The sequence below is a fragment of the Vibrio profundi genome (assembly GCF_005281835.1).
Lineage (GTDB): Bacteria > Pseudomonadota > Gammaproteobacteria > Enterobacterales > Vibrionaceae > Vibrio > Vibrio profundi.
In genome coordinates this window covers 1-23882 of record NZ_RZIS01000009.1, presented here as the reverse complement: position 1 = coordinate 23882, position 23882 = coordinate 1, and the positions used below count along the sequence as shown (strand labels likewise).

The 23882-nt window shown below is 42.4% G+C and carries 27 protein-coding genes; 6 read left to right on the top strand and 21 right to left on the bottom strand.

Annotated elements, in window-relative coordinates; translation table 11 throughout:
* Window positions 1–19: 19 nt before the first annotated feature.
* The gene (locus ELZ11_RS18845; RefSeq protein ID WP_137358925.1) at window positions 20–1951 is read right to left on the bottom strand and encodes a sensor domain-containing diguanylate cyclase; all 1932 of its coding nucleotides are present in this window, start codon (window positions 1949–1951) and stop codon (window positions 20–22) included.
* A gap of 346 nt (window positions 1952–2297) precedes the next feature.
* Here ELZ11_RS18845 and ELZ11_RS18840 point away from each other — a divergent pair, with 346 nt between their 5' ends.
* Window positions 2298–2756, top strand: a complete 459-nt coding sequence (locus tag ELZ11_RS18840) for a hypothetical protein (protein ID WP_137358924.1) — start codon at window positions 2298–2300, stop codon at window positions 2754–2756.
* Window positions 2757–2850: 94 nt separating this feature from the next.
* On the opposite strand, the gene ELZ11_RS18835 is transcribed toward ELZ11_RS18840, so the two are convergent.
* Complete coding sequence (locus ELZ11_RS18835) at window positions 2851–3615, bottom strand: tetratricopeptide repeat protein (RefSeq protein WP_137358923.1); 765 nt, start codon at window positions 3613–3615, stop codon at window positions 2851–2853.
* 199 nt (window positions 3616–3814) lie between these two features.
* Between ELZ11_RS18835 and ELZ11_RS18830 the strand changes: the two genes are divergently transcribed.
* Window positions 3815–4306, top strand: coding sequence for an ATP-dependent zinc protease family protein (locus ELZ11_RS18830; RefSeq protein WP_137358922.1), 492 nt, complete (start codon window positions 3815–3817; stop codon window positions 4304–4306).
* 53 nt (window positions 4307–4359) lie between these two features.
* Here the strand turns inward: ELZ11_RS18830 and ELZ11_RS18825 are convergent, their stop codons facing one another.
* Both ELZ11_RS18825 and ELZ11_RS18820 read right to left on the bottom strand, forming a co-directional pair.
* Window positions 4360–5151, bottom strand: a complete 792-nt coding sequence (locus ELZ11_RS18825) for a hypothetical protein (protein ID WP_137358921.1) — start codon at window positions 5149–5151, stop codon at window positions 4360–4362.
* Window positions 5152–5374: 223 nt separating this feature from the next.
* The gene (locus tag ELZ11_RS18820; RefSeq protein ID WP_137358920.1) at window positions 5375–7840 is read right to left on the bottom strand and encodes a collagenase; all 2466 of its coding nucleotides are present in this window, start codon (window positions 7838–7840) and stop codon (window positions 5375–5377) included.
* Window positions 7841–8446: 606 nt separating this feature from the next.
* Between ELZ11_RS18820 and ELZ11_RS18815 the strand changes: the two genes are divergently transcribed.
* A complete protein-coding gene (locus ELZ11_RS18815) occupies window positions 8447–9238 on the top strand; it encodes a CLCA_X family protein (protein ID WP_137358919.1) in 792 nt (263 codons plus the stop codon).
* A gap of 178 nt (window positions 9239–9416) precedes the next feature.
* Here ELZ11_RS18815 and ELZ11_RS18810 read toward each other — a convergent pair whose 3' ends face one another.
* Entirely contained in the window at window positions 9417–10310 is an 894-nt protein-coding gene (locus ELZ11_RS18810) for a LysR family transcriptional regulator (RefSeq protein ID WP_137358918.1), read from the bottom strand.
* A gap of 151 nt (window positions 10311–10461) precedes the next feature.
* Here ELZ11_RS18810 and ELZ11_RS18805 point away from each other — a divergent pair, with 151 nt between their 5' ends.
* A complete protein-coding gene (locus tag ELZ11_RS18805; RefSeq protein WP_137358917.1) occupies window positions 10462–11034 on the top strand; it encodes an NAD(P)H-dependent oxidoreductase in 573 nt (190 codons plus the stop codon).
* A 142-nt stretch (window positions 11035–11176) separates the two neighbouring features.
* Complete coding sequence (locus tag ELZ11_RS18800) at window positions 11177–11914, top strand: SDR family NAD(P)-dependent oxidoreductase (protein WP_137358916.1); 738 nt, start codon at window positions 11177–11179, stop codon at window positions 11912–11914.
* A 156-nt stretch (window positions 11915–12070) separates the two neighbouring features.
* On the opposite strand, the gene ELZ11_RS18795 is transcribed toward ELZ11_RS18800, so the two are convergent.
* The 3 genes from ELZ11_RS18795 to ELZ11_RS18785 all read right to left on the bottom strand — a co-directional run bounded on the left by ELZ11_RS18795 (window position 12071) and on the right by ELZ11_RS18785 (window position 14123).
* Window positions 12071–12973: a class I SAM-dependent methyltransferase gene (locus ELZ11_RS18795; protein ID WP_137358915.1), complete on the bottom strand. Its 903-nt coding sequence runs from the start codon at window positions 12971–12973 to the stop codon at window positions 12071–12073.
* Window positions 12974–13145: 172 nt separating this feature from the next.
* Window positions 13146–13478, bottom strand: a complete 333-nt coding sequence (locus ELZ11_RS18790) for a YnfA family protein (RefSeq protein WP_137358914.1) — start codon at window positions 13476–13478, stop codon at window positions 13146–13148.
* Between the two features lie 129 nt (window positions 13479–13607).
* Complete coding sequence (locus ELZ11_RS18785; protein WP_137358913.1) at window positions 13608–14123, bottom strand: lipocalin family protein; 516 nt, start codon at window positions 14121–14123, stop codon at window positions 13608–13610.
* Window positions 14124–14709: 586 nt separating this feature from the next.
* Here ELZ11_RS18785 and ELZ11_RS18780 point away from each other — a divergent pair.
* The gene (locus ELZ11_RS18780; protein ID WP_137358912.1) at window positions 14710–15261 is read left to right on the top strand and encodes a type II secretion system protein; all 552 of its coding nucleotides are present in this window, start codon (window positions 14710–14712) and stop codon (window positions 15259–15261) included.
* A gap of 106 nt (window positions 15262–15367) precedes the next feature.
* Here the strand turns inward: ELZ11_RS18780 and ELZ11_RS18775 are convergent, their stop codons facing one another.
* The 13 genes from ELZ11_RS18775 to ELZ11_RS18700 form a co-directional block, all read right to left on the bottom strand.
* Window positions 15368–15826 carry a GNAT family N-acetyltransferase gene (locus ELZ11_RS18775; RefSeq protein ID WP_137358911.1) on the bottom strand — a complete coding sequence of 153 codons (459 nt, stop codon included), beginning with the start codon at window positions 15824–15826 and terminating at the stop codon, window positions 15368–15370.
* 140 nt (window positions 15827–15966) lie between these two features.
* Window positions 15967–16545 (bottom strand): hypothetical protein, encoded by a 579-nt coding sequence (locus ELZ11_RS18770; protein WP_208746723.1) that lies wholly within the window; start codon window positions 16543–16545, stop codon window positions 15967–15969.
* Between the two features lie 152 nt (window positions 16546–16697).
* Complete coding sequence (locus ELZ11_RS18765; protein WP_137358909.1) at window positions 16698–17108, bottom strand: GFA family protein; 411 nt, start codon at window positions 17106–17108, stop codon at window positions 16698–16700.
* Window positions 17109–17252: 144 nt separating this feature from the next.
* A complete protein-coding gene (locus ELZ11_RS18760; protein WP_137358908.1) occupies window positions 17253–17456 on the bottom strand; it encodes a hypothetical protein in 204 nt (67 codons plus the stop codon).
* A gap of 123 nt (window positions 17457–17579) precedes the next feature.
* Window positions 17580–18485 (bottom strand): transglutaminase-like domain-containing protein, encoded by a 906-nt coding sequence (locus ELZ11_RS18755; RefSeq protein WP_244291684.1) that lies wholly within the window; start codon window positions 18483–18485, stop codon window positions 17580–17582.
* 15 nt (window positions 18486–18500) lie between these two features.
* A complete protein-coding gene (locus tag ELZ11_RS18750; protein ID WP_137358907.1) occupies window positions 18501–18788 on the bottom strand; it encodes a hypothetical protein in 288 nt (95 codons plus the stop codon).
* Window positions 18789–18907: 119 nt separating this feature from the next.
* Window positions 18908–19303 (bottom strand): hypothetical protein, encoded by a 396-nt coding sequence (locus tag ELZ11_RS18745; RefSeq protein WP_137358906.1) that lies wholly within the window; start codon window positions 19301–19303, stop codon window positions 18908–18910.
* 119 nt (window positions 19304–19422) lie between these two features.
* Window positions 19423–19875 (bottom strand): GNAT family N-acetyltransferase, encoded by a 453-nt coding sequence (locus ELZ11_RS24115; RefSeq protein WP_374939843.1) that lies wholly within the window; start codon window positions 19873–19875, stop codon window positions 19423–19425.
* Between the two features lie 194 nt (window positions 19876–20069).
* Entirely contained in the window at window positions 20070–20576 is a 507-nt protein-coding gene (locus ELZ11_RS18735) for a P-loop nucleotide/nucleoside kinase family protein (RefSeq protein ID WP_137358905.1), read from the bottom strand.
* Between the two features lie 138 nt (window positions 20577–20714).
* Window positions 20715–21284, bottom strand: coding sequence for a hypothetical protein (locus ELZ11_RS18725; RefSeq protein ID WP_137358904.1), 570 nt, complete (start codon window positions 21282–21284; stop codon window positions 20715–20717).
* A 150-nt stretch (window positions 21285–21434) separates the two neighbouring features.
* Entirely contained in the window at window positions 21435–21854 is a 420-nt protein-coding gene (locus ELZ11_RS18715) for a hypothetical protein (protein ID WP_137358903.1), read from the bottom strand.
* A 126-nt stretch (window positions 21855–21980) separates the two neighbouring features.
* Window positions 21981–22931, bottom strand: coding sequence for a hypothetical protein (locus ELZ11_RS18710; protein ID WP_137358902.1), 951 nt, complete (start codon window positions 22929–22931; stop codon window positions 21981–21983).
* A gap of 161 nt (window positions 22932–23092) precedes the next feature.
* Window positions 23093–23557, bottom strand: coding sequence for a hypothetical protein (locus ELZ11_RS18700; protein WP_137358901.1), 465 nt, complete (start codon window positions 23555–23557; stop codon window positions 23093–23095).
* Window positions 23558–23882 lie beyond the last annotated feature (325 nt).

Genomic DNA, 23882 nt, shown 5'->3' with positions numbered 1-23882 from the left:
TGGGCATAACTCCACGTAACTAATCCGCTTTGGTTAAAGTTGAGTCTACGTCGAACGGCTGTATTTGGTTTCGCCCATATTGTTTCGCTCCATAAAGCGCAATATCAGCTTGCTTATAAGCAAGTTCAGCGTTTCGCTTTATCTCGGTAATACCACCACTGATCGTTAGGTTGAGTTGTGATTGTGCGGCAAACTTCGCTCTCAATCGCTCCATTAGCGCATACCCTTGCTCTAGATTGGAGTGTGGCATAATCAGCGCAAATTCCTCACCGCCAATACGCGCTACTATGTCTGTCGAGCGACATTCCAACTTAAGAAATTGAGCCACTTCTCTTAACACTTGATCGCCTTTGTCATGCCCATAGCGATCGTTTACCGATTTAAAGTAATCAATGTCCACTAACCCAATACAAGCTTGGTTTTCTTTATAGCGTTTAGAAAGGTTGATGATATTGCTCAGCTCACGGTCAAACTTGCGTCTATTCCAAACTCCTGTAAGAGGATCAGATTCGCTTTGATTTCTAAGCATCAGTTCCAGCTGCTTTCGCTTACTGATATCGGTGAATGTAATAACGTGATGCACAAAACCATATCCATGAATGCTTCTCGGCAGTCGCTGAATGTTTGCTTGCAAGGTAATCGCTGCGCCATGCTTGCTTTTCCCGTTTATTTCACCTTTCCATCGTTTTTTCGACCGAAGAACTTCAATTATTTCTTGTAGTTTCGCTCCGGAAAACGAAAGTTCAAATGTGCGTAAGTCTACTCCAAACGACTCAGATTTGGCGTAACCGGTGACGCGAGAAAACTCACGATTCACCTCAACAATTCTAAAATGTTGATCCGTAATCGCCACTCCAGCTACTCCGTTAACAGCGGCGTCGACTAATTGCTGGTGAAACACTGTTTTTTCCAATCGATAAAACAAACGATACAACTGATAGATGATGACCGCCGCCAATATCAGAATCATCAAAGACTTAACGATTAGAACGTCTTTTTTCTTCGTATATTCAACGGATTCTAGTTTCGATGAAACCAGAATGAACTCGCCCATTTCAGAATACGCTTCACCCAACTCAAGCTGCTTAAATGAATACAAGACATTATGATCGATCAAATAACCACCCGGCTCAAATTTCATCTTTTCCCACAGTGCTGGGTTCAGCATTCCCAAGTTATCAATTTCTTGATTGAGTAATAGTAGGTCCAGCAATTCTGTTTTTGCCTGCTCACCAACAAAGCGGCCTTGATGATCTAATAAGGCGGTCGTCATATTGGAATAAAACGGAAGTTCAATGCTCTCTAGAATCTTCCCCACATCTAAACTAACGACCAAGTAGCCTAGAAGTGTATTTCCAGAATATGAAGGAGCGATCACAAGTAAACTCGGTTGCAAAGGCTGTATTGAAGTACCAAAGTTCGCGTCTTGCTCTATTCCCCACGTCCCCACCTGTCCTTTGCTAAGGTGCCGTGCGTACTGAAAGTAATCTTGGTGATATTCATTTTTCAGTCCGCCTTCAGGTACCGCATAAGTTTCACCCAGCAGATTATCCACCCGAATAAGTTCGCTCCCATCAGGCGCAATAAAACGTAACTGTGAATAGAACTCTTCATTTTGAGCAATAAAATACAGCATGTCTTGTAGATGTTGGCGCTCACCAAAGTCACTAGCTTCACCAGATTCCGCCGTATAACGACTGTTGGCTAGCTTTGTCACTGTTGTGTCGACATCATTTATAATATTCGTCAGCTCTTGAACCGCGAAAAACAAATGTTGGTTCTGCTGACTCTCGACCGATTCGATTTCTTGTTGCTCTAGAGTTTGATATTGCTCGTAAATGTAGACACTGGATAATAAAAACAATAAACAGATAATTGACGTTACCGCGCTTATTATTTTCGGTTTATTTTCGCCTAGCTCAATAGAAACAGGCGCAGCAGATACCAACATAATAATTAATTACTCTAAAGTAAGAACAGGTATATAAAGAGAGATAAATGACAGGGAGAGCGCCCTATCTTCATAATCGAAGCTAGTAAAACAACCTTTCTTGGAGAAACGTAGCAAGGTCGACCCTATGTGATAACTCATTGATATCTTGAATTCTATATAACACAATCATGTTTATACCCTCTATAAAATTTTGACCATGTCATTGTGTCCTATATTAATAAAATAGACTTACCATTTTGCGCCACTCGTTATTATTCGATATATTTATAGTTTTAATTATTAAGTTAATTTGGCAATATAAAACCAAGTAAATAATTCAAATAAAAATATCTAAGGAATACTTATGAGCTCAGCAAAAACAGAATACGGTTTTAACACTCCTCAACGGCTATTTGTAGGCTATACACTGGCTGTTTTAGTCGATTTAACTGTATTAAATCTATTTGATGAATATTGGGATTTCGTCAATATTGAGTCTTTTACGATTTCATTAGCCGCGGCGATCCTACTTCAATTATTACTTAAGCTCTCAATCAACGCTGAACACCGCATTGCTGACTACTTCAAATCCAAACCCGGTACCGCGCCTAAAATTTATCGTGGCTTAAGTACTTATGTCATATTAGTAGGCAGCAAATTTGTCATGCTTGAAGCCATCAATGTGATGTTCGGAGATAAAGTATCGTTTACTGGTCCATTTAACGGTGTCGTTGCTTTCTTTGCAGTTGTGTTTGCCATCTTAGTAGCCGAGATTATCGTTTCTAAGATCTACTTTGCATTGAGTGACAAAGAAAAGGCATAAACTTCCTTCAAGAAATTGCCTGGAAACCAAAATCCTAGAAGAAACCGCCCACGAGGCGGTTTTCTTTTGCAACCTTCCATGATGTTTTAAAAACCTACTGTTTTAAGAGTTCTTCATCTTGCCCTTGGTTTGCTTGCTGTAACCAGTATCGTGACTTATCTTCATCCTCTCGACCATACTTAGGGTTTGAATAAAACTCATGCAGTTTAATTTGCGCTTCCAATACACCTTGCTTAGCCGCACTCCATAACCAGTACTCAGCTTTGGTCAGATTCTCGTTAGTCAGCGAAGTTGAAAGATAGTATTCCACCAGTAACATTCGAGCACTTAGGTCGCCTGCTTCAGCCGCTTTCTGAATCCAAATATTGTAAGCCACTTCGTTAAATTCTGAGTAAATCGAAAGGTGAATAATTGCAGGCATATAGCCTTGGTGAGCGGCGCGTTCAATCCAATACAGGGCAGCGCTACTGTCTTCTTCTACACCTTCTCCATTAATGTATAAAAGTGCTAGGTTGTACTGAGCTTCTAAATGCCCCTGATTTGCAGCCAAGCGATACCAAAACGCTGCCTCTTCTAGATCGATTTCCGTCCCGAGCCCTTGCTCATACATAATCGCTAATTGAACCTGTGCGTGAACTAACCCTGCTTCCGCAGCGTTCAATGTCATATCAAATTCATTATTCGGTGGCTGACTCACCGGCATTTCTGAGTTTTTTCCATTATCTAGTTGCGACATTGATGGTTGAATTAACGCTGTGTTTTCAGAAAGATATGGGTCTAAAGGCTCGGTGGCGAATGCGGTAAATGAAAGGCTAAAACAAACGCACGCTAGCCTCGTTTTACTAAGTAATTTTGACATAGGATCCTCACGTAATTGACCCTTCAAAATATGTCATTTTTCATTCTTATACTTATCATATTGCGCCAAATTGTAACGTATCAAAACAGATGTAGATTCTTGAATCTCAACCATTCAGAATCTCGCCTAATGGCGCAAAATGGTAAGTTTGAACTTAGCGTCGCTTATATGATCACTCCACACCCAATCGGAGCATTATATGAACTTGTCTAAGAAATGTGTTTATTCTCTCGGTTTATCGCTAAGCCTTATCTGTTCTGCAGCCATCGCAGGAAAACCTGAGCTCACTGTATTCGGACAAGTCGAACAAACCAAAGTAGAAGGCGTAAGCGAAGCATTTTCTAGCCGTATTGATACCGGTGCCACCACTTCTTCTATCAATGCAGTCAATATTGATGTCCATAAGGTGAAAGGAAAAGACTACGTGACATTCGACGTGCCACAAACTAATGGTGAAGCCATTACAATGAAAAAAGAAGTCGTACGTTGGGCATCAATTCGCCAAGCTCACAGTGAGCAAACGACTCAACGCCCTGTGATTCAATTGGAGGTGGAAATCCAAGATCAGGCTATTACTGCAGAGTTTTCACTAAAAGATCGTAACCATATGACTTACCCAGTACTTATTGGCCGTAACATCCTATCTGGTCGCGCTGTGGTGGATGTGGCTGTGAATTCACCTGAAAGTTGATGAACTACGTCCCCGATGACGTTCCAAACGAATATACGACGTCAACGATTAAACTAAAAAGAATAGGCGTAACCAAGCTGCGGGCCTTTCTCTACCAGGTCAATTTCAATATCGACACCACCTGTGTCCATAGTGTTGCCAATATTTAAGTAGCGGTACCCAAAATACAAGTTATGGGCTTCTGTAAAGCGGTAGATGCCCATGACATTAAACCCGCGGTTCACGTCGTTATCACCTGCAACATTAAAGTCAGCACTGACCGCAACACCCCATTGATCATCGAAAAACTTGTTGTACTTCAATCCGACTAACCAATCGAATAGATGTTCATCAGCGAGTAATGACGAACCGTTGATATTGATAAAGCCAGTGTTATCAATCGCTCGTATATCAAGCTCTACGCGGCTAAAGGTGTGGCGAACACCCGTCAGTATTTCTAGGTTCGGATAAACTTCATATCCAAAAAACAAATCGTTCACCGATAAGTGCATACTGGTTGTAAACTCATGTCCTGGAGAGATTATCGTTCCAGTCAGTGGGCCGGTTAAACCACTCGTTTCCGTAGTGTCTTTCATATACAAGTAATTAGTTCGCACCCCCACCAGCCACTTCCCTTTACTTGCATAAAAATCGCCCATGATGCCAAACGCTAATCCATCCCAAATGTTTTCAAAAGGCACATCCACTCGCACTTTGTCAGGCCCAGAGGAGACACTCCCTTCTATGCTCGGTGCCCACAACATCGGGAAGACAATTAAGAACTCCCACTCTTCATCATCCGCATTTTCTGAGAAAGCCGCAGGGCTAAGAAGAATCAATAGCAAAAGAAGAGTTTTGTTTTTCATATACGTTAGCTCCATTAACATATAGCTATGTGTTGTACCTATTATGGTAAACAATTGATTTAACGGCAGTATAGTTCACGTTTATTTATCTTTTTTAGTTATCTAGCTCCCATAGTTGGCGGCAACTCACTATTTCGACATTACTTTGGAAAGACTCACACAAGAAAGCCCAGCACAAGCTGGGCTCAGATAGATCAAATTGTATTTTGATAGGTTCTCACTATTAGCGACAGCTTCCAGTATCAAAATCCACCACTATCGCGGCATTTTCAAATGCGCCCGACACTTTCACGTATCCCCAGTATTCGCTTTGATAGTTCACGTTAATGCACTCACTGTTACCGACGTTATTCGACCAACCATGTAAGTTTGAACCTTCAGCATTTGGCCAACCAAAGTTGCTGTATTCAATCTTAAGGTCGCCCGTCCCATTTGCCGTGGTAATGTACATAGATTGGTGCTCATTAACCGCTGGAATGCTCAGCCACACTTCTGACTGCGTTGCCAAGCACGCTGGAACACCTGCGGTTAAGCGGCCCCCGCTGACTTTACTTTGAACTGCGCAGTCTGTTGGCAAATTCGCATTTCCACCATGTTCACTGATACTGAGAGTGATCGTCGCACTATCACTTGCACCACCGTCATCCGTTACCGTTAAACTGACCGAGTAACTGCCCGCACTGCTGAATTGATGCGTCGGGTTGGCTTGTGTACTTGTCGAGCCATCACCGAAGTCCCATAAGTAGCTGACGATCTGACCGTCTTGGTCTTTGCTCCCTGCACTGCTAAATGAAATGTTCTCATCAACTTTTGCCTCACTCACTGCGGTTATGTTTGCACTCGGATGAAGGTTTCCGCCACCATTGACTAGCTCTTGCTGCCACTGTTCAAATTCAACTTGGTACTGGATCGCCCAATCATTGATGATCGCTTTGTAATTACTCCAATTGCCACTGCGCGTTTCAACAAGCATTAGGTTTACATCGTCTTGATGGCGTTCAAACATGAACCTTACTGCGAGGTAACCCCAACGATAAATTCTGTCTACGTCAAAGCCGTCATAAGTCGTTTCGAAGATCTCGCCTAACGTGTAGGTTGAACCATCGAGTATGGTATCTATCGCGCGCTGGTTATTGTTTTCATTCGCCACATATTCAGCGACCCCTTCACTCCACCACACAACTTTTTCTGTCGGATGACCAAAACCGCCATACATATCAAAACGACCATCGAGATAATGAACGTACTCGTGCTCTAAGTTCCATACGAAGTGATCTGGATTTGCATAAGACGCTTCATAAGCGATGAAGTTAGGAATGTTACCCGGAGTTGACGGATCCCCTTCTAAGTACATACCGCCATTGTTAGTATCGATATCAAAGATAGGGCCAGCATACTTTCCGTAGTCTGCACTTGAATCAAAGATATTCACTTGCAACTGCGTGTTGTGATCGTCTGCGACAGGTTGATTGCCTGTTTCTAACACCCCGTGGAAGTAGGTTTCTTCATACCCCATTTTGTCACAAGCAGCTTGATGCTGTACGGCTGTCATGCCCTGAGATAAGATTCGAATCGTTGAGCTACAAGTGTAGCTTTGAGATAGCACGAGGTTCTTTAACTCAGTTTCAAAATTGCAAATGCCATAATCGGAACATTCTCCGTAGTAGCCAGTCGTATCGGCCGTCCCTAGCCAAACACTATCTCCAAAACCGTACATCTCGTACTGTGCAAATATTTTAGTTAGGTTTTCTTTCACTACCTTCTGAAACTCAGTATTCGGGTACTTAGACAAACGCCCCAATTCTCGGCCTGCATTAGCGGCCATGAATTCATCATCGGCACCGATTGCACTTTGATTAAGAGCAAAGTCCCCAAGCGCTTTTGCTAGCTCTGGGTGATTCGTGATTGTCGCTACGAATTCATTGTTCCATTGCCCGCCAAACAGCACAGTGAACACACCGTTTACCGCACCACGCATATTCCAGCTTTGGGCATAATCCGAATTCCAACGAGTCAGCCATTGAGTGATTTCGTTAAAATACGCATGCTGAAGTCTAGCACTATCCATAGTGATGATGACTTCATTTAAGACCTTGCCATGAAGATCATTGTTATCGTAGAAATGACTGTTATTGACGAAGGCATCTACCGCTTCTTTAACCGCAGGCTGAACCCAAGAAGTGAAACTAACATTAGAATTGTAGAATTCCGCGTAGTAGCCCGCTCGTAAATACAAATACAGCGCTTCAAGATCATCGTCACCGCCACCAGCGTAACTCTTCGCTAACGTCACCACATGCTTAGCGACATTGAACATGTTGCTTGAATCAAACGCCGACTCCTGAATTCGACTTTCAGCCGAGAACAACTCGTTAACGCAGCTCGCCCCTTGTGTAGTAATTGCAGCGATAAGCGAACTACTCGAAGAAGTAGCAAACGCTTCAACATCACACACGACTGCCGCTTCATCAGCCATGGTTGACGACAATGCCCGCATAACAGGTTGAGGTTGTTGAAGAGTTTGTTTGGTTGGGGAATATTCCGGAGTATGGTTTTCTACGCCATGTTCTAGTTCGTGGTCATGTTGAACTGTTCGGTCAACCACTTGAGGTGTCGGCTGGCTAGCCGCATACGCATTTGCGCTGAGTAATATACTAGCCACTGCAACTGATAATTTCTTAAGTTCCATCTTAATTCTTCTATGTCAGATTGTTTTTAGATGCCGATACATTGGTATCACGACTCTGGCACCACCACCGCTCATCACATTCGTAATAGCTGACTTCAATTTATGGCTGAAAAACACAATAAGAAACAGATTGTTAACATTTCAATTATCAGGTATCAGAATATAAGCCTACGAGTGTTAATGATTAGTTCACGGTAAAAGTCGTTTGCTAACTAACTGAGGCTGAACTAGCGAAAAATCCTCTAATAACGGTAACTTAGTGACAATAAACACATTTAGATTGTGAAAAATAAACGTGAATGAGAGAAGGCATTGAGGCGCTCGTTTATCAATGAGCCTGTAAATTTAAGTCTTAAAATCCGCTTATTAAGGCAAGTTATTGGATTAACCGTGAACACTGTATTTGCAACAACATCGCATGAATGATCTCACTACAAACCTTTCTTTAATGCCTTGGCCTTGAAAACCCAAACGCAGCCGCCATTTATTAACTGAACCACAGTATTACCGAACCACGGTGTTAAGCCATAATTAATATAGTATCAACGCCAATTTGCTTTCCATCATTTAGTCCCAATTCTCCGGCTTCACGCTTTAAGGATCCACTTGCGCTTAACAAGCTTCAAATACAAAACTCGTAAAGGCCCCGACTACCGCCATGGTGACCAAGTGTCATTCGCCGACATAAGAGATACTTTTGGTATCGGCAACATTCGTATCGGTAACTGGGTTAACCAAGAAGAGAAAGCACTCGCAGCCAACTTGATATTCGACTCATTTGCCGACTTGGCCTACATATTGGCGCTACCACCAGAAGCAATTGGCTTGCGCGGCAGCTTAAATTTAGCGTTTGGTTGCGGAGGGCAGAAAGGAGTTCAAGCCCATTACGCTCCAAACCAAAGAGAATTAGCACTAGCCAAAAATGCCGGCGCTGGCGCTCTCGCGCATGAGTTTTGGCATGCATTCGACCATTACATCGCAGAGAAAGCTTTTGACATCGGCGACAGATCCGGACCACAGAGAAAAACGATCTTCGCGAGCGATTGTTGGATGCGTGGTGCTCATCATGTCTCGCACCCTCTTAATGACAGGTTGCTAGAGATATTTGACTCAGCATTGCTGACCAGCGATGGGCAAGATAACCACGATTACGTATCACGCAGTGTCATTGCAGATAAAGCCTTAGCGACCAACTATTTTTCTTTGCCTACAGAGATGATGGCAAGAGCTTTTGAATCCGTTGTAGAGTCGTGTTCAGGTATCGAAAACGCTTATCTAGTATCAGGGACTACTGAGCCCAGCAACATCGCTTTATATCCAGATATCGAGCATAGACACGCAATTCATCAAGCGCTGCAGGCTTACTTTCGCCCTCTCGGTGAAGCACTAAATCGATAGTTTCGATAGTTTCGATAGTAGGAGCTTCCTATCATAAACAAACCTATGTGGCTAACGCTTCAAATTGAAATCACAGCCGTTAACAAGTGACACAACTTCCGACCTTCCAAAGAGCCAAACCAGATTCAATGTGGATTCGAGCAAAAGTGACTAAAGGAATTGTTCCACTTCGGTAGCATTACTCATCCACTTCTTTTAAATGATCAATAAAAAGTCTAAGCGGGATCATTGAGCGGTATTCTCTTGGAAAATAGATGTTCATACTTGGTAATGACGCCAGATGCTCAGTTAAAACCTCAACTAAGTCGCCTTTGGCCAATGCCTCTGTGCAGTAATCGCGAAACGTAAATGTGAGCCCAACTCCCTGAAGCGCAAGATCTATGGTGGCTGGTGAAGAGTTAGCGATCATGCTGCCGCTTACTTCAACTGGGTAAACACTTTCTGGGCCAGAGAAAACCCAAGGCGCTAATTGTCCTGAGCTTTGATAGCGATAGCGCAAACAGTTATGGTTCAATAAGTCCTTAGGCACAGTAGGCTGGCCATGCTTTTCCAAATAGTCTGGGCTAGCGACCACCGCGGTTTGCAAAGGCTTACTCAAATTAATCGCTACCATATCTTCCGCAATAAGCCCACCAAGCCGAAATCCGGCATGAAACCCCTCACCCAAAATATCAGACAATGCATCAGTCATAGACAGCTCTACTTGGATCTCTGGGTATTTTGTCTGAAAAGACGCCAACTTATCTTTCACCAGTAAAAAATAAGCAAACTCCGGTATCGCTATCTTGAGTGAGCCTCGCTCTGCATGACCGGCCGTTTGAGCACTGTATAAACCTTCACTTAACTGCTCAAAAGCTGGCCCGGTACTTCGGGCTAATGCCCGCCCTGCTTCAGTCAAGTTGAGTGAACGAGTCGTACGAATAAACAACGCTGTTCCCAACTGTTCTTCCAATTTTTTGAGTTGGTGGCTTACCGTTGAAGGTTTAACTCCAAGTTCTTGAGCTGCACCACGCAAGCTTCTTTGGCATGCGATGGCATTGAATACTTCTAATGTCGAGAGAGGCAACTTCATTGTTAGATTATATTCACTAGTGATGTGTATGTAGGGCGTATTGTTTACTTTAACTAACCTAAATAACATGAGCAACAAGTAAACGACATCACGCTAGCGTTTGTGGCAACAAGTCCCAGCCCTAAGCGTAACCAGAATTGAAGGCTATCTAATGAAGATACTTGTGTTAACCGCTCACCCTGACCTTTCGACCTCTATTGCTAATCGAAAGTGGTTTGAAGCTTTATCAAAAGTACAAGGCATCACAACCCGAAACATAACGGAGATCGGGGGCCCTGAAATGCGATTCAACCCAACAGTCGAGCAAGCTCAACTAGAACAAGCTGACCGGATCGTATTGCAGTTCCCGTTTTACTGGTACTCATCACCGCCCGTTCTTAAAGCGTGGTTGGACCAAGTCCTACTTTCGGGTTTCGCGTATGGTCCCGGCGGCACCAAGTTGCTTGGCAAAGAGCTAATGCTTGCTATCACAACTGGTGGCCCTGCTGAAAGTTTCCAAACTGGTGCGTTCAATAACTTCACCATGGACGAGTTTCTTACACCGTTTCAGCAGACTGCAATAATGGTCGGTATGCGTTATTTACCACCTTTTATCCTCCATAGCGCTATGAGTAGAGATAAAACTCGACTTAACAACAGTGTTCCTAAGTTGATCACCCATGTCACAAGCTCAGAGAATCTAGAAGGTAATACGATCGCGGAACCACAACCTTTGCTGGCATAACACACCCTCAATAAGCCGAAGCTCGTACTTATTGTGGCCTCACACACGAGCCTTGGCTGAAAACACAAAAAACACACCAATTAAGAGAAGGCGATATCGTTATAAGACATCGCCGATAACCAAACACATTCAGGAGAACAACATGGAAAAATATCAAAACAACGTAGTACTGATTACTGGCGGCGGCACTGGGATTGGAAAAGCCACAGCCGCAACTTTTATCGGTCAAGGGGCAACCGTCGTAATTACTGGTAGAAGGCAATCAGTGCTAGACCAAGCCGTGCAAGAATTAGGCTCACAAGCTTACGCCATCGCTGGGGATATCACTCAACCGGGAGAACCTGCGCGTGTCATCGAAGAAGTTATTAGCAAGTTTGGGCGACTCGATGTACTGGTCAATAATGCAGGTACAGGAAACATGGGACCTTTATCGGGAACCAGTGACGAAATGATTGATAACATTTACCGCACGAACGTGTTCGCACCGCTTGCCCTTATCCGAGAAGCAACCGCTCATCTTGCCAAAACTAAAGGCGTTGTCATCAATATCTCATCAGTGACGTCGAGCGGTACCATGCCAGGAGTGGTAGCCTATGCATCATCGAAAGCCGCGATCGACCATATCACTAAGCTACTTGCTGTTGAACTTGGTCCATTGGGGATCAGAGTGAATGCTGTTGCCCCGGGTTTAACCGATACCGATATATCAGCAGAAGTGAAATCAAATGAAGCTATGTTGGGAATGGTAATCTCTCAAACGCCACTCGGCCGACTTGGTGACCCCAAAGATATTGCCAATGCAGTGATGCTTCTTTCTGACAACCGCGCAGGTTGGATCACTGGGCAATGCGTTCAAGCCGGAGGCGGTTATCTGCTGTAGTTGAAGTCGATACTGAGCAGCATCGATTTAATGTTCATAAGCAATCTACTGCCTTTGCACTTATGAATTGAAAGGTCAGTGAAAGGGAGTTTTCCATGCCCCTAAAAAGTGGTAATTGGTATAGGGGCACTCTTTGGACACTAGGTAATAGTCGACCTAAGATTTTGCAACCACAAAATGTTCGAATTTCATGATTTGCTCTTCAGCGAGTCCCCGTCCAAGAGGTTCGAAATAATCGCTGTTAAGGTCTTCCAAAGATTTGCTTTCTGTTAGCGTAAAGCCATATTCAGAAAGCAGAGCTTCGATCTCTTCTGAATTGTAAAACGAGACCCAAGGCTCACCGACTTTCGCCGATAAACGTTTGATTGCTTCTGCACGTTTCGCCGCTTTGGGATAACCTTTCCCAAAACAAGCTTCAGGTTCTTTTTCTAATGCATCATCTACATACGTCATACAAAAAATAGAGCTATCTTGGTGTGTTAGTACTGCCAGTTCTTTAATCGTCGAAGCCGTTGCCTCTTTACTGATGTACTGCGAAACGCCTTCAAGTGTAAAAATAGTCGGCTTGCGACTGTCGAATCCTGCCGCCAAAAGCTGTTCCGTTAATGATTGGCGATTAAAATCGACACCTACATAAGTTACATTTTCGGTATGTGCAAGTTTACCGGGAAGCTTCGCACGCTTTATGGCTTGTACGTCGGGCTGGTCCACCTCGAAAATTTTCATTGAATGCGGAAGGCCAAGTCGATGTGCTCTTAGGTCATACCCTGCCCCAAGAATAACGTATTGCTCCACACCATTATCAGCCGTTCTTTTCACTAGGTCGTCGATAAAGCGGGTGCGTGAAATTAAGTGCTCGTGAAAGCCCGGAGCAAACTTTTGAGTCAGCCATACGCTGAACTTATGCCCTAGTAACTTAATCAAATCGGCACCGATCACAAAACTTTCAGCATAAGGATCATAGATCACTCGCTTATCCGAGCTTGCAAGTGACTCGATAAGGCGCTGCTTTGCCACCCCTTGAGCTGTCCCATCTTTTCTAAAAATCGAATTACTCATCGGCACCCTTTTATCAAATAAATGAACGTCAACGTAAGCTGATATCTACTGAAATGGTTTACGCGTCTAGCAAAAAAGAAGGCTCTAGCAATTCTAAATAACAGGCAAAAAATAGAGTTACGTAGGATCAAGAAAGTGCCCAAAATTCACACCTGACTCACAGCCAGCCATACTAGGTACCTCTTGGAGCAAACATTATGATCGCCATTCCAACTAATGCCACCGATACACCCACCACATCCCATAAAGTTGGGCGAATGCCATCTACGGCCCATAACCAAAGAATCGCCACAAAAATATAAACGCCGCCATAAGCAGCGTACACCCTTCCAGCAGCTGTTGGATGTAAAGATAACAACCAAGCAAACAGCGCAAGGCAAAGCGCGGCCGGAAGTAAAAGCCAGACCGATTTGTCTTCCTTCAACCACAAGTAAGGTAAGTAACAACCTAGTATTTCTGCTATTGCAGTGATAAAAAATAACCCGATTGTTTTCAATTCTAACAATTCGAAATCCTCAATTTAGTTTGCCCATATTATGCCAATAAAAAACTAACGAATTTATATCGTGTTCGCGTCGAGCCAACGTAAAAAACGAACTGGCATTCAAAGGATTCCTGATTTTGATTACTTGGTTTATTTCTGTTCAACATAAATTAACTGCTCTATATCAAACCCATTTTGTTCAGCTAAGGATTCAAACTTTTCGATTACTTCTTGGCTAACGGTAGGAGTTCTTGAAAGTAGCCATAGGTAATCATTATTTGGGCCCGAGACAAAAGCATAATCATAGCGACTTTGCTCTAACTCAAACACGACATACGAACCATAAAATGGCCCAAAGAATGAAACCTTTAAATAACCATCACTAGTGCTATCGACAAAGTAAGCTTTACCAATAGCTTCTTTCCATTCATCTTTGTTAGCAGAATAGCCTTTGTTTAGCACCGAAACGCCGCCATCTTCACGCATTGCATATTCCGCTGTCACATGAGATAGGCCACGCTCAAATGAATGGTCAAGACGAGCTATCTCATACCACTTCCCTAAATATTGATTTAGTTTGAAGTTATTTACTGGCTCAATTGTTTTAGGCATTCCCAAGCAGCCGCTGAGAGATAATAGAGTAAGTAAAACCAACACTTTTCTCATAATTTTCCCTAAAAGTGATTTGTTCTTAAAGTAATAATCATAGTACCCACTAAGTTTAAAGCTGGTGATCCAATAACCGTAAATCAACACCGCTAACTTTACGCCCCACTAAATAGGGTTCGGTTTGAAAACGATTCAATGAGTGTGATGCACTTACCCCTCCAAGAAGCAACATCCAGCCCCAACTTATAAAATAAACAATCTTTCCCACTCAATTAACAAAGCAGTTGTTCCACTTCGTTTACAAAAGTTTGCAACCCGGACTCGCGCCGCCAGAATGCTCACTCAGGCGAAAGGCAAAACTCACTTCTGATCCTCGCATGTGTAACGAAAAGTCTTCTGCGAAATAAGGCGCCTAATCCATTCACTGACCTAAACACGCGAGATAGAGAGCTTTCACTTTTTAGATGTCGAAAGTTCTGATGACAGAAATCATTCTAAATTTCAGTCACTTATTCCCTTACTTTCAAACTAATAAAACGTATCCCGTTTCTCAACATCCCTCACCTCTATTCCGACTTAGAGAAGCCTCTTGAATAGTTTTAATATACAGAATAACATCCAGTATATTAAAACAGGAGTGGCCATGAAACGAAGTAACGGATTTACACTTATTGAGCTGATCGCCGTGATTCTAATTGTTGGAGTCCTTTCAGTGACGGCTGCACCAAAATTTCTTAACCTTAAATCCAACGCAAATACGTCTGTCATTACTAATATCGGTGGCACTTGGGCAACCGTGACTGATCAAGTTTATGCGAAAGCAGCAATCGAAGGTAAAGAAAGCCTCCAGTCATCAACGGTTACGATGTTCAACCAACCCATCGCTATTCAATATGGATACCCAAGTACAAACTGGAATAGCTCCATTCAGCACCTGATATCAGGTACGATTCACTACTTAGGTCACTACGCTACAAGGGATTCGACTGGTAAAGATGAACTTAGAACCCAGCAGTGCCCTCAAGAACTATGTGTGATAGATGGATTTGATCTCGGCAGAGCAGACAGTAGCCTCGTCAATACTTGGGGAGTTGGCATTATACCAAAAGGCTACACCTTTGAATCCGGATGCATCGCCTATTATGTCCGTACCGCAACAGGAAGATCGGTCGGTTCAGTCACGACAGGTTGTTAGTCCAAACCTGCAACTCAATATAAACATGCAAGCCTTGATAAAAGTGACGCATAACGTAATGCGGCCCAACCTCACTGGCTCTCAACCGTTTACTCTAACACTAAAACTAGAAGTACTCCGGAATCGGCTCTTCCAGTAGAGAGGTGTCTTTTGAATTCAGCATACAGTCAGTTTTAGCAATAGTTGCAAAACCTAGCTTTCTATAAAACTCATGGCCAATATCGCTGTGTAAGTATACCGCTTTAATACCAGAACGAGCGAACAACTCCGCCGTGACTAAACGAATTAATTGAGACGCGTAACCTTTGCCTCTAAGACTTAACGGAGTCGCGACAGACCCAATACCATAGCAGCCCTCTTTGAGGCCAAACAGCCCACTATAGACAATCAAAGACGAGACAATTTGGCCATTTTCAATCAATACATACCAAGTTCCGGCACGGTACTTATCACTATTTCGACACCCCGTGAGGTACTCTTCTAAAGAAAGACCACCGTTCCATACATCAAAACCCATGTTGTAGATGACGTCTAACTCGCTAGGTTCAGACTTTCTTAAATTCATCCTTTATTCCTTACAACCTCTATGATTTAAAACACTTCACACACTACAAAACAGATAACAAACGAAGCTGGGTTATGTGTCCATAATAAAAAGCCCAAAACGTTTATGTTTTGGGCTATTTGATAACACTTATCGGCTAGTTATTTCACTAACTCATAGGTTGCCTTCATTTCTTCAGGGGCAATACCATATTCATAATTAGCTAAGTAACCGTCTTTATAGACTTTCATTCCATCATCGCTCCAACTCACTTTGATTGTAGCGGTCAGGCCGTCTTCACTTCCCATTAGCTTAAGCATTTCTTCATCAATCTTAATCGCTTTGATCGTTTTAATACGTTTGAACGATTCAAAGTCTGTCGATACTGGTAATTCGCCGTACGTTTCAACCCATTTCGTTTTAGGTACTAACCACTGGTTAAAAATACCTTCAACGATTGGTTCTTCCTTACTCGCAATCACAACATCACCTGTGACGAGGTTACGCGTTTCGACAATGTAACCGCCCTTTCCATCAGCGACATAGGTTGGGAAGTCTGACCCCACTTCGTTTTCTGTAGGTAAACGGCCCAACGTTTTTGCTTTTTTCGCAAACTCCTGAGCATGCTCGAATTTAACCATGATCTCTGGGATTTTTTGAAACTCTACAGGGTTAGCAAATACGCTACTTGAGAAAGATAAAATAGACGCAGCAAGCGCAAGTTTTAGGTTCATCATTATATTTTCTTTAGTACTGTGAATGTCGCGCTTAGGGTAGCACGCTATAATTCTGACTCACAGACGCACAGCATACTTTAATGAGCGAATGATGAAACGAACCACTTAAAAACTAAAATGGGCTTAGCTAGTTGCCTAGTGAATATCAAGACAATTTACTGGTTTGTTCGTCCCTCATCATAAGCAGGGAGATCCGGCTGTAAGTCACACCAGTTAGCCTTATAACCTATATAAATTTGCGCATCGACATGCACCGGAATATCGACATCAAACGTCGATATTGCCAACTCAATGTTGGCAAGGGGCTCCCCTTTTACTCTGAATCCTAAACTCGAACCACAATTCGAGCAGAATGTCCGAATCGTTCCATTCTTCGCAACAAACTCTTTAAGGGATGCCTTCCCCGAATGCCAATTTAAGTCTTTAACCCCAACCAGTGTTCCAAAAGCTGCGCCATGAAATTTACGACACATAGAGCAATGGCAATTCGCCACTTTCTCGCTGAATCCCACCACAGAAAATTGAACGTTCCCGCACAAACACGAACCGTGAAATCTTTCACTCATCCTGAGCTTTCTCCCTATCTTTTATGCCCAACTAAAGGGGCTGATGCTCCAACAATGGAACCAATCCACCATCTTGCATACTAGGCTCCCTTGATTTACGCCTTCCATCCCGTCCAAAAACTTATCGAGAATCCGCCGGGAATACTAACCACGTAAATGTCGAACCACATCGCTTTCAATTTTGCTCAAGACAGACTTCCCATATTCAGATTTAAGATCGATCTCAACCCAGCCATCGGATCCCATGAACTCGGCGCTTGAGTAACAAACTTCACACGAAACCGAAATATCGCCTTTCAACTTGAATATTCCAACTTGGGTATGAATTCGTGTAATCGTAAAATCCATTTCAGCTTCTCTATATTGAGCAATACTCGATAACAAATAATTTAGCGAAGTACTCCCACACCCGCCCAACTAAGTACCAAATATTGGGATTCAGGTTAAAGCACTTCCTGTAAGGTATAACATCTACAATGCTGCATAGAGTTCACGTAATGTTGGAAACTTAGAACAATTCCAATCATCTGGCAGCATTATTTCCGAGCGAGACTCTACGAGCTTACGAGCCTTTGAGCTATCTGAAGAACAACTAACTTCTGCAAGTTCATCTAGCAACACTAGCTCAGATTCGCCCGAAATAGGGCTTATGAAGTTAGGTAATATTCCCCACCCTGTGTCCCATGTATGCATTTCAAATTTTGATAATGCAAACAAGTCTCGAATAAGGCTACCTTTGATAAACGGAAGCCCGTTGAAATCCCGAAAGCCAAAATCCTCTGCAAGCTCTAGGTTGTTGCGGCACTTCTTCCAAGCCTGCCCTGCCACGATGAAATGCGAAGACGGGACGTCACAAGGATCAAAATCAAACTTCAGTATTTGATGATGAACTTGGTCAAGTTGAGCATCGATGGCGACCCAGCCTTTTCTGTTGTCCCAATATTCACATACCCAATGGTCTTCGAATTGATTCTGAGATAAATAAGTGGCAAACCCACTACGTAGCCTTGCAGGTACTCCTTTCAACCTCAAAATAGAACAAACCAATAATGAAAAATCTCTACAGATGCTTACAACTCTATGTCTTGGCTGTTTAAATACATGAGAAGCTTCGCCCGACTTAGACATTGCCAAAGATACTAAATCTTTAGCATGACGAATCTGCATTTCTGACAATTTGTTCGAATGCTCTACTTCAACATCATAGTGTTCAAGCCAATACGAATGAATAAGGTTCCCCTGAACAAATTTACATATACCTGCAACATCATCAGGTACTTCGCTGATATCCAATAAGTTATTAGAAAGCTCCGTAAACTCCGTATTCTCTATGTAATCATTAACATCCATTTTTAACCTTCTGCGGAAGTTATCCATCGTAAATTATTCCTACTATGTATGAGACTCAAACCTAGCGATATGACGTTTGTACTTTCTTTCTCGCCACCACCAAATGACGAAACTTAGTGGAATAGCACCAAGCGATGCCCAGAAACCACTTATGAATATGTCGCTAGCCTGAGCCCAACCCCAAGCCTCTTCCGACATAAACATTGGTTCAATCGCTCTCCCTACCATCACACCGAAAATAGCAGGGGAACAGGTACGGGCAACAAAACTTAGACTTCCCTTTCTCCGTTCTAATTTCCACTTGGAAAGTTCAATATCTGGATCTTTCATTATCTCCTCCATGAGATATCACTGAGTTTTGTCGCCTAATTAATAAGTTGACAGAGTCACCTCCAACTGCGATTGAAGTGTTCACTAGCTTGGAAAGTCACAAATTCTTTGCTATTAGGTTATTGAATGTCTGGCGTCTTCACGTACCTCCCATTGAAGGAGACATTTAGTCCACCACACCCATTATCCTTGCTAATTACAAGTGAATTCGGGTTCAATAAAATTTGAAGCGTACAGCCGTCGACATCATAATTCATTTGATTGCCATCAGAAGTTACCACACCGTCAATTTCTCCAATGTTTACAAGACCATGTGAGGAGTTTCCAATCCAAACTGATGTCCCAGAGAGATTGTATTTATTTGATTCCAGCTTAATTAGATCAATATAAGCAGTGTTAGTGTCCAATTGACCATTGTCATAACGCTCATAATGCCCTTCAAAGGCAGGATCGTTAACTGCATAAGTGGATAAAGAAATAAACAACAAGCTCAAGCCAACAAAAACCATTTTCACATTCAAATCCCCTAAGTAAATTATTTAAGTAATGAGCAACGAAATGCCAAAGCACCTCCCCACCGAAAACCAACGTATAGTAAAAATGCCACACATTGTGGTTCAAAATTAAATGCTTACTATCTTTCAGCTGTAACGTATGCCATTAATATTTCATCATACGAATTCCCGCTGACTCTAAGAGAGTCAACCTCAGTACCATATCTGCGAAAACCTAACTTTTCATACAGCGAGATGGCCGCCTCGTTTTCAGAAGCGACGGTGAGTTGAATCTGTGAGATATCATTATTTTGGAAGGCGATATAAACAAGCTTACTTAACATGTCATTGGCAATATATTTACCGCGATATTCTTGTTTTACAAAAACACCCCATAGGTAGGATTTATGTTTGATTTTCTCTTTCAGCGCTTGAGCAAAACCCGCAACTCCAATTAATTCATCACCCTCAAAGGCGCCTATAATAAAGGCACTTTGATTAGCAGTTACTCGACTAATCCACTGCTTGTTACTTAACGTAGATTCATCTTCAACGTTGTTCTCAAACGATTCTGAAGACTGAACAGACTTAATAACCTCAACTCTTTGTACTGCTGCCAGTCACTTTCCTCTAGTTTTCGATACTCCACGTTTCCTCCTGAAATATAACGCCGCATTTAAGTGTGAGCAACGCCGCCACTGAACCCACCCTAAACACAAAACCCAACTATTGAATGAAAAATGCTATACGTTGGGGATCTGCCTTAGGAGGCTTGTTATATGCAACTTCACACACCTAGCTTTTCAGTTAGTTCTGCGAAAGCCATTTCAATACTTTTGCCTGCCGTATCTATTTTGATTACATCGGATTTCCAAGCTTCGTAATGGCGGTTCTGTACTTGTTTCCAGTCTGGTAATTTTAGGTTTGTTACTTCACTTCTACGAGTGATGACTCTTTGTTCGTGTTCACTGCTGTCTGAGCAACTAATTTCAATATTGATGAATTTAGCCCCCACACTTTCTGCGACCTCCTGCCACTCACGTCGCGTAAGCTCGATAGGATTACAAGAGTCTGAGATACAGCTAACCCCAAGCTCTAAGTTGTCTCTGATTATACGGTAGCTTAAACGATACCCTTCACCTTCAACTTTGAAGTTACAAAGATCTCGAAGCCCTTGTTCTACTGTATCAATGCGAACATACGTAGCACCCGCTTTAGCCGCTAACAGCTTAGCAAGAGTCGATTTACCTGAAGCTGGGAGACCCGAAAATATGTATAAAATAGGATAATTCAATTGACCTCCATTCCTTGAATATAACGCCCTGTTAAAGGGTGAACAACGCAATACCAAAGCCGCCGCAGACCACCTTAAACACTAAAACCAACTCATAGTGAAAGTGCCACGCGTTGCGAATCCCTCTTGAACAGTTTGTTATATGCCCTGTGATTCTAACCCTCGAAGAACTCCATCACGACCAACAGTAACAATATGAATACCTGAAAGTTTCATTAAGGGGCGATCTCTCCACTGAAAAGCAAGGTCATTGAATTTTGGTGAACTTGGTACGGCAACAGCAAGTATGTCGCTTTGCTCCGCCTTTTCGATTGTCATTAGTTGTCCAATCGCTTCCCGTATGAGCGGGTACTCTTTTGAACCAGGCACTTTAACCAAAGGACCTTTTTTGGACTCTACTCGAAGTCTATTGCCATTAGTAAGTGTAGCGACCAAGTCACCTTCACCAGAACTTGAGTGTATTACTAGACTGTTCTCTACATCGTGTTTGCTGTAAGTACCTTGCCAGCGGCCATCTTCGTCTAATTTTGACCAACCTGAAGCAATCAAGAATTCTTCGATTGCAAAGTGGATATTTTTCCCAGTTTTTACCTGAGCGCCATCAATGGCAGTTACAACATCACTTATAACCAGCTGATTTTCAAGCAATGTAATAGCAAGCCTTAATGTTACTTCTGCTTCAGGCATTTTATCTATTGGTAATATCATACTCTATTCCATTGTTGGCATATAACGCCCTGTTAAGGGATGAGCAACGCAATACCAATGCCGCCGCATACCACCTTAAACACTAAAACCAACGCATTATGAAAATGCCACGCGTTGCGAATCCCTCTTGAACAGTTTGTTATGTGAGTGCTATTTCAATATTGAAGCATATAGTAGGCTACAGCGACCAGGAAATGCACTATAAGCAGGATTGTCTGTAATCCCTAGATTTAACGGTCTTTGGGCTGCGTGTGCCGCTAACAGAACGGCTAGCATATCTTTAAATCCAGTCCCATCGTTACGAGTCGTCAAATAGTTAGTATTACAATTTAATCCTTTGAGATCAGCAATGCCATTTGTTATTTTGATTTCAAGGTTCCCCGCTTTGTGACCGAATGAGCTCACATTCAGTACAGCAACACTGTCTAACATTACAGGGCCGATTTGAACATCCTTTGCATAGACAATATTGCTAATAAAAACAAAGCTAAACATCGCTAAAATCTTACACTTTTTCATACTAGATACCTCAATAGCATTCCTATATAAAGTGGGAATAAATTCAAGCATAACGCCGCGTTAAGTGGTGAGAAACGCTCCACCGAACCAAATTTAAACCACCGTAATCACACAACCTCAAATTAACACCAAAAGTGCCAAGCGTTACAAATCAACTTGAACCGTTTGTTAGGGTTATTAGTCAGATACCACTTTTTTTCTTATTAATCTTGTATCGTCAGGTCCAAGATATGCAATTTCAGCGTTACCCCAGTTATACTGTTCTGAGTTATCAATAGGGTAGTCCTGCTGTCCGTTTGTGATTGACCCTCCAAGCGAAATAGCATCTGGTTTGCTTCTATTCCAAGCTACAATGCGTGCTTCGAAGTTGTATCGTTGAACAACAGAGTTATCGATCATGGCGCCGATTTTAACTTTTTCTCCAAAATTTATAGCTAAAATGGTCAGCCCTACGTGCAGCTTATACTCACTAGAGTAAAAATAATTATCACCCGACTGGAATACAGCACGCACTCGATTCCATCCAGGAAATTGCCTATTTATTAATAGATTTGAATAGTCGGCGCGCATAAACTCCACTGAACCAGTATTAGACCTAACACGCAACTCACGAGAGCGGTCTCTTGTCTCTATATTTTCAATATAAACCTTAACATCTTCAGTGGTTCCAGCAGCGCTCCATTGAACAATGAGGTTATCTAGATCGACAGGCAGGCCTTTAGCATCAGGATGAGCGCTTGATATGTGCACGTTGTTTATTAACAATGATTTAGGTTTAGTTACTTGATGAGTAAACAACCCAACGCCCACAACAAAAAGGATTGCGCATAATGAATAAACAACGAGAGTTGATATATATTGCTGTTTCAATGTCTGTTGAAGCAACAAAAAGTCTTGCTCGGATACTCTAGCTCTCAGGGAGTTATCTTCAGAAAGCAAGCTATGAAGTTGCTGAGAATTTAAAGCAGAGTGCTCTTCAAATCGTTCAGGCGAATCCGTACGAAGTTTTTCAACAATTTTAATTGTTGCTGGGTCACCTTTACTGTGGTTTTTCATAAACTGAAAAACCACAAAACCGAGAATCGCTAATATTGCTGGTAATGACGCGAAAAATTCATAAACTGTCATACACTTTATTGCTCCATTTTATTGACAGTCCACACTTGGGACCCTAACGCCCTGTTAAGGGGTGAGCAACACAATACCGAAGTCGCCGCAAACCACCTTAATCACTAAAGCCAACTCATAGTAAAAATGCCATGTGTTGCGAATCCCTCTTGAACAGTTTGTTAGGTGCGAGTGAGTAGTTCATTGTAAACACAAGCCTTATACTCTGGCTCATCTACAACAGCTATTATTACCGACTTTGCTACCAACCTTAGCCCTTGCTCAATTAAATTCCGTCTAATCGCACTTGCAGACCCTAATACGTCTTTTCCGATATCAAGATAGTATTTCGAAAGAGCATCATGGCTAAAATTCAAACTAACGATTAAGGCCGGAGTTATTTCAACTTGTGTGATTATTGCTTTTAAATCATATACGGCACTTCGTGCAGCTCCTGGGTTTAAACGGTCATAGTTTGAAGAGTGTTTTAGATGATTGCAGTATTCCTCAACCTCTTTTGTGACTCTTGTAAGTGTCTCATTTTTCTCTCTTCCGTTGCGTATCAAATCCCATAAGCTTCCTTTAAAATACTTCAAAACAGGTATTTGGCCAATTATTGCATTAAATAGTTCTTGCGCTAACGTCATAACATTATTTCCATAGAAACTCATAAAACTACGATAGAACTAACTTGATAACCTGTCTATTTAGTGGAGAAAATTCTAGGTACCTAACGCCCAATTAAGGTGTGAGTAACACTACCACGAAACTCAACCAGACCACCGTAAAAACGGCACTCAAATTTAGCACCAAAAACGCCAAGCGTTAGGAATCACTCTTAAATGTTTGTATGGATAATAAGCACTCCAATCGGGTAAGGTGAGACCCAGACTTTAGCTGCAACTAAAGTTCTTCTATCTGGTAGTTCGATTAAATGATGGCTCCTCTATCGAGAGACCGGTAACAAGTACG

Bases quoted from the DNA above. Each gene is read 5' to 3' on its own strand.
- ELZ11_RS18845 (WP_137358925.1), bottom strand. From the start codon at position 1,951: ATGTTGGTATCTGCTGCGCCTGTTTCTATTGAGCTAGGCGAAAATAAA.
- ELZ11_RS18840 (WP_137358924.1), top strand. From the start codon at position 2,298: ATGAGCTCAGCAAAAACAGAATACGGTTTTAACACTCCTCAACGGCTA.
- ELZ11_RS18835 (WP_137358923.1), bottom strand. From the start codon at position 3,615: ATGTCAAAATTACTTAGTAAAACGAGGCTAGCGTGCGTTTGTTTTAGC.
- ELZ11_RS18830 (WP_137358922.1), top strand. From the start codon at position 3,815: ATGAACTTGTCTAAGAAATGTGTTTATTCTCTCGGTTTATCGCTAAGC.
- ELZ11_RS18825 (WP_137358921.1), bottom strand. From the start codon at position 5,151: ATGAAAAACAAAACTCTTCTTTTGCTATTGATTCTTCTTAGCCCTGCG.
- ELZ11_RS18820 (WP_137358920.1), bottom strand. From the start codon at position 7,840: ATGGAACTTAAGAAATTATCAGTTGCAGTGGCTAGTATATTACTCAGC.
- ELZ11_RS18810 (WP_137358918.1), bottom strand. From the start codon at position 10,310: ATGAAGTTGCCTCTCTCGACATTAGAAGTATTCAATGCCATCGCATGC.
- ELZ11_RS18805 (WP_137358917.1), top strand. From the start codon at position 10,462: ATGAAGATACTTGTGTTAACCGCTCACCCTGACCTTTCGACCTCTATT.
- ELZ11_RS18800 (WP_137358916.1), top strand. From the start codon at position 11,177: ATGGAAAAATATCAAAACAACGTAGTACTGATTACTGGCGGCGGCACT.
- ELZ11_RS18795 (WP_137358915.1), bottom strand. From the start codon at position 12,973: ATGAGTAATTCGATTTTTAGAAAAGATGGGACAGCTCAAGGGGTGGCA.
- ELZ11_RS18785 (WP_137358913.1), bottom strand. From the start codon at position 14,123: ATGAGAAAAGTGTTGGTTTTACTTACTCTATTATCTCTCAGCGGCTGC.
- ELZ11_RS18780 (WP_137358912.1), top strand. From the start codon at position 14,710: ATGAAACGAAGTAACGGATTTACACTTATTGAGCTGATCGCCGTGATT.
- ELZ11_RS18775 (WP_137358911.1), bottom strand. From the start codon at position 15,826: ATGAATTTAAGAAAGTCTGAACCTAGCGAGTTAGACGTCATCTACAAC.
- ELZ11_RS18765 (WP_137358909.1), bottom strand. From the start codon at position 17,108: ATGAGTGAAAGATTTCACGGTTCGTGTTTGTGCGGGAACGTTCAATTT.
- ELZ11_RS18760 (WP_137358908.1), bottom strand. From the start codon at position 17,456: ATGGATTTTACGATTACACGAATTCATACCCAAGTTGGAATATTCAAG.
- ELZ11_RS18755 (WP_244291684.1), bottom strand. From the start codon at position 18,485: ATGGATAACTTCCGCAGAAGGTTAAAAATGGATGTTAATGATTACATA.
- ELZ11_RS18750 (WP_137358907.1), bottom strand. From the start codon at position 18,788: ATGAAAGATCCAGATATTGAACTTTCCAAGTGGAAATTAGAACGGAGA.
- ELZ11_RS18725 (WP_137358904.1), bottom strand. From the start codon at position 21,284: ATGATATTACCAATAGATAAAATGCCTGAAGCAGAAGTAACATTAAGG.
- ELZ11_RS18715 (WP_137358903.1), bottom strand. From the start codon at position 21,854: ATGCTTGAATTTATTCCCACTTTATATAGGAATGCTATTGAGGTATCT.
- ELZ11_RS18710 (WP_137358902.1), bottom strand. From the start codon at position 22,931: ATGACAGTTTATGAATTTTTCGCGTCATTACCAGCAATATTAGCGATT.
- ELZ11_RS18700 (WP_137358901.1), bottom strand. From the start codon at position 23,557: ATGACGTTAGCGCAAGAACTATTTAATGCAATAATTGGCCAAATACCT.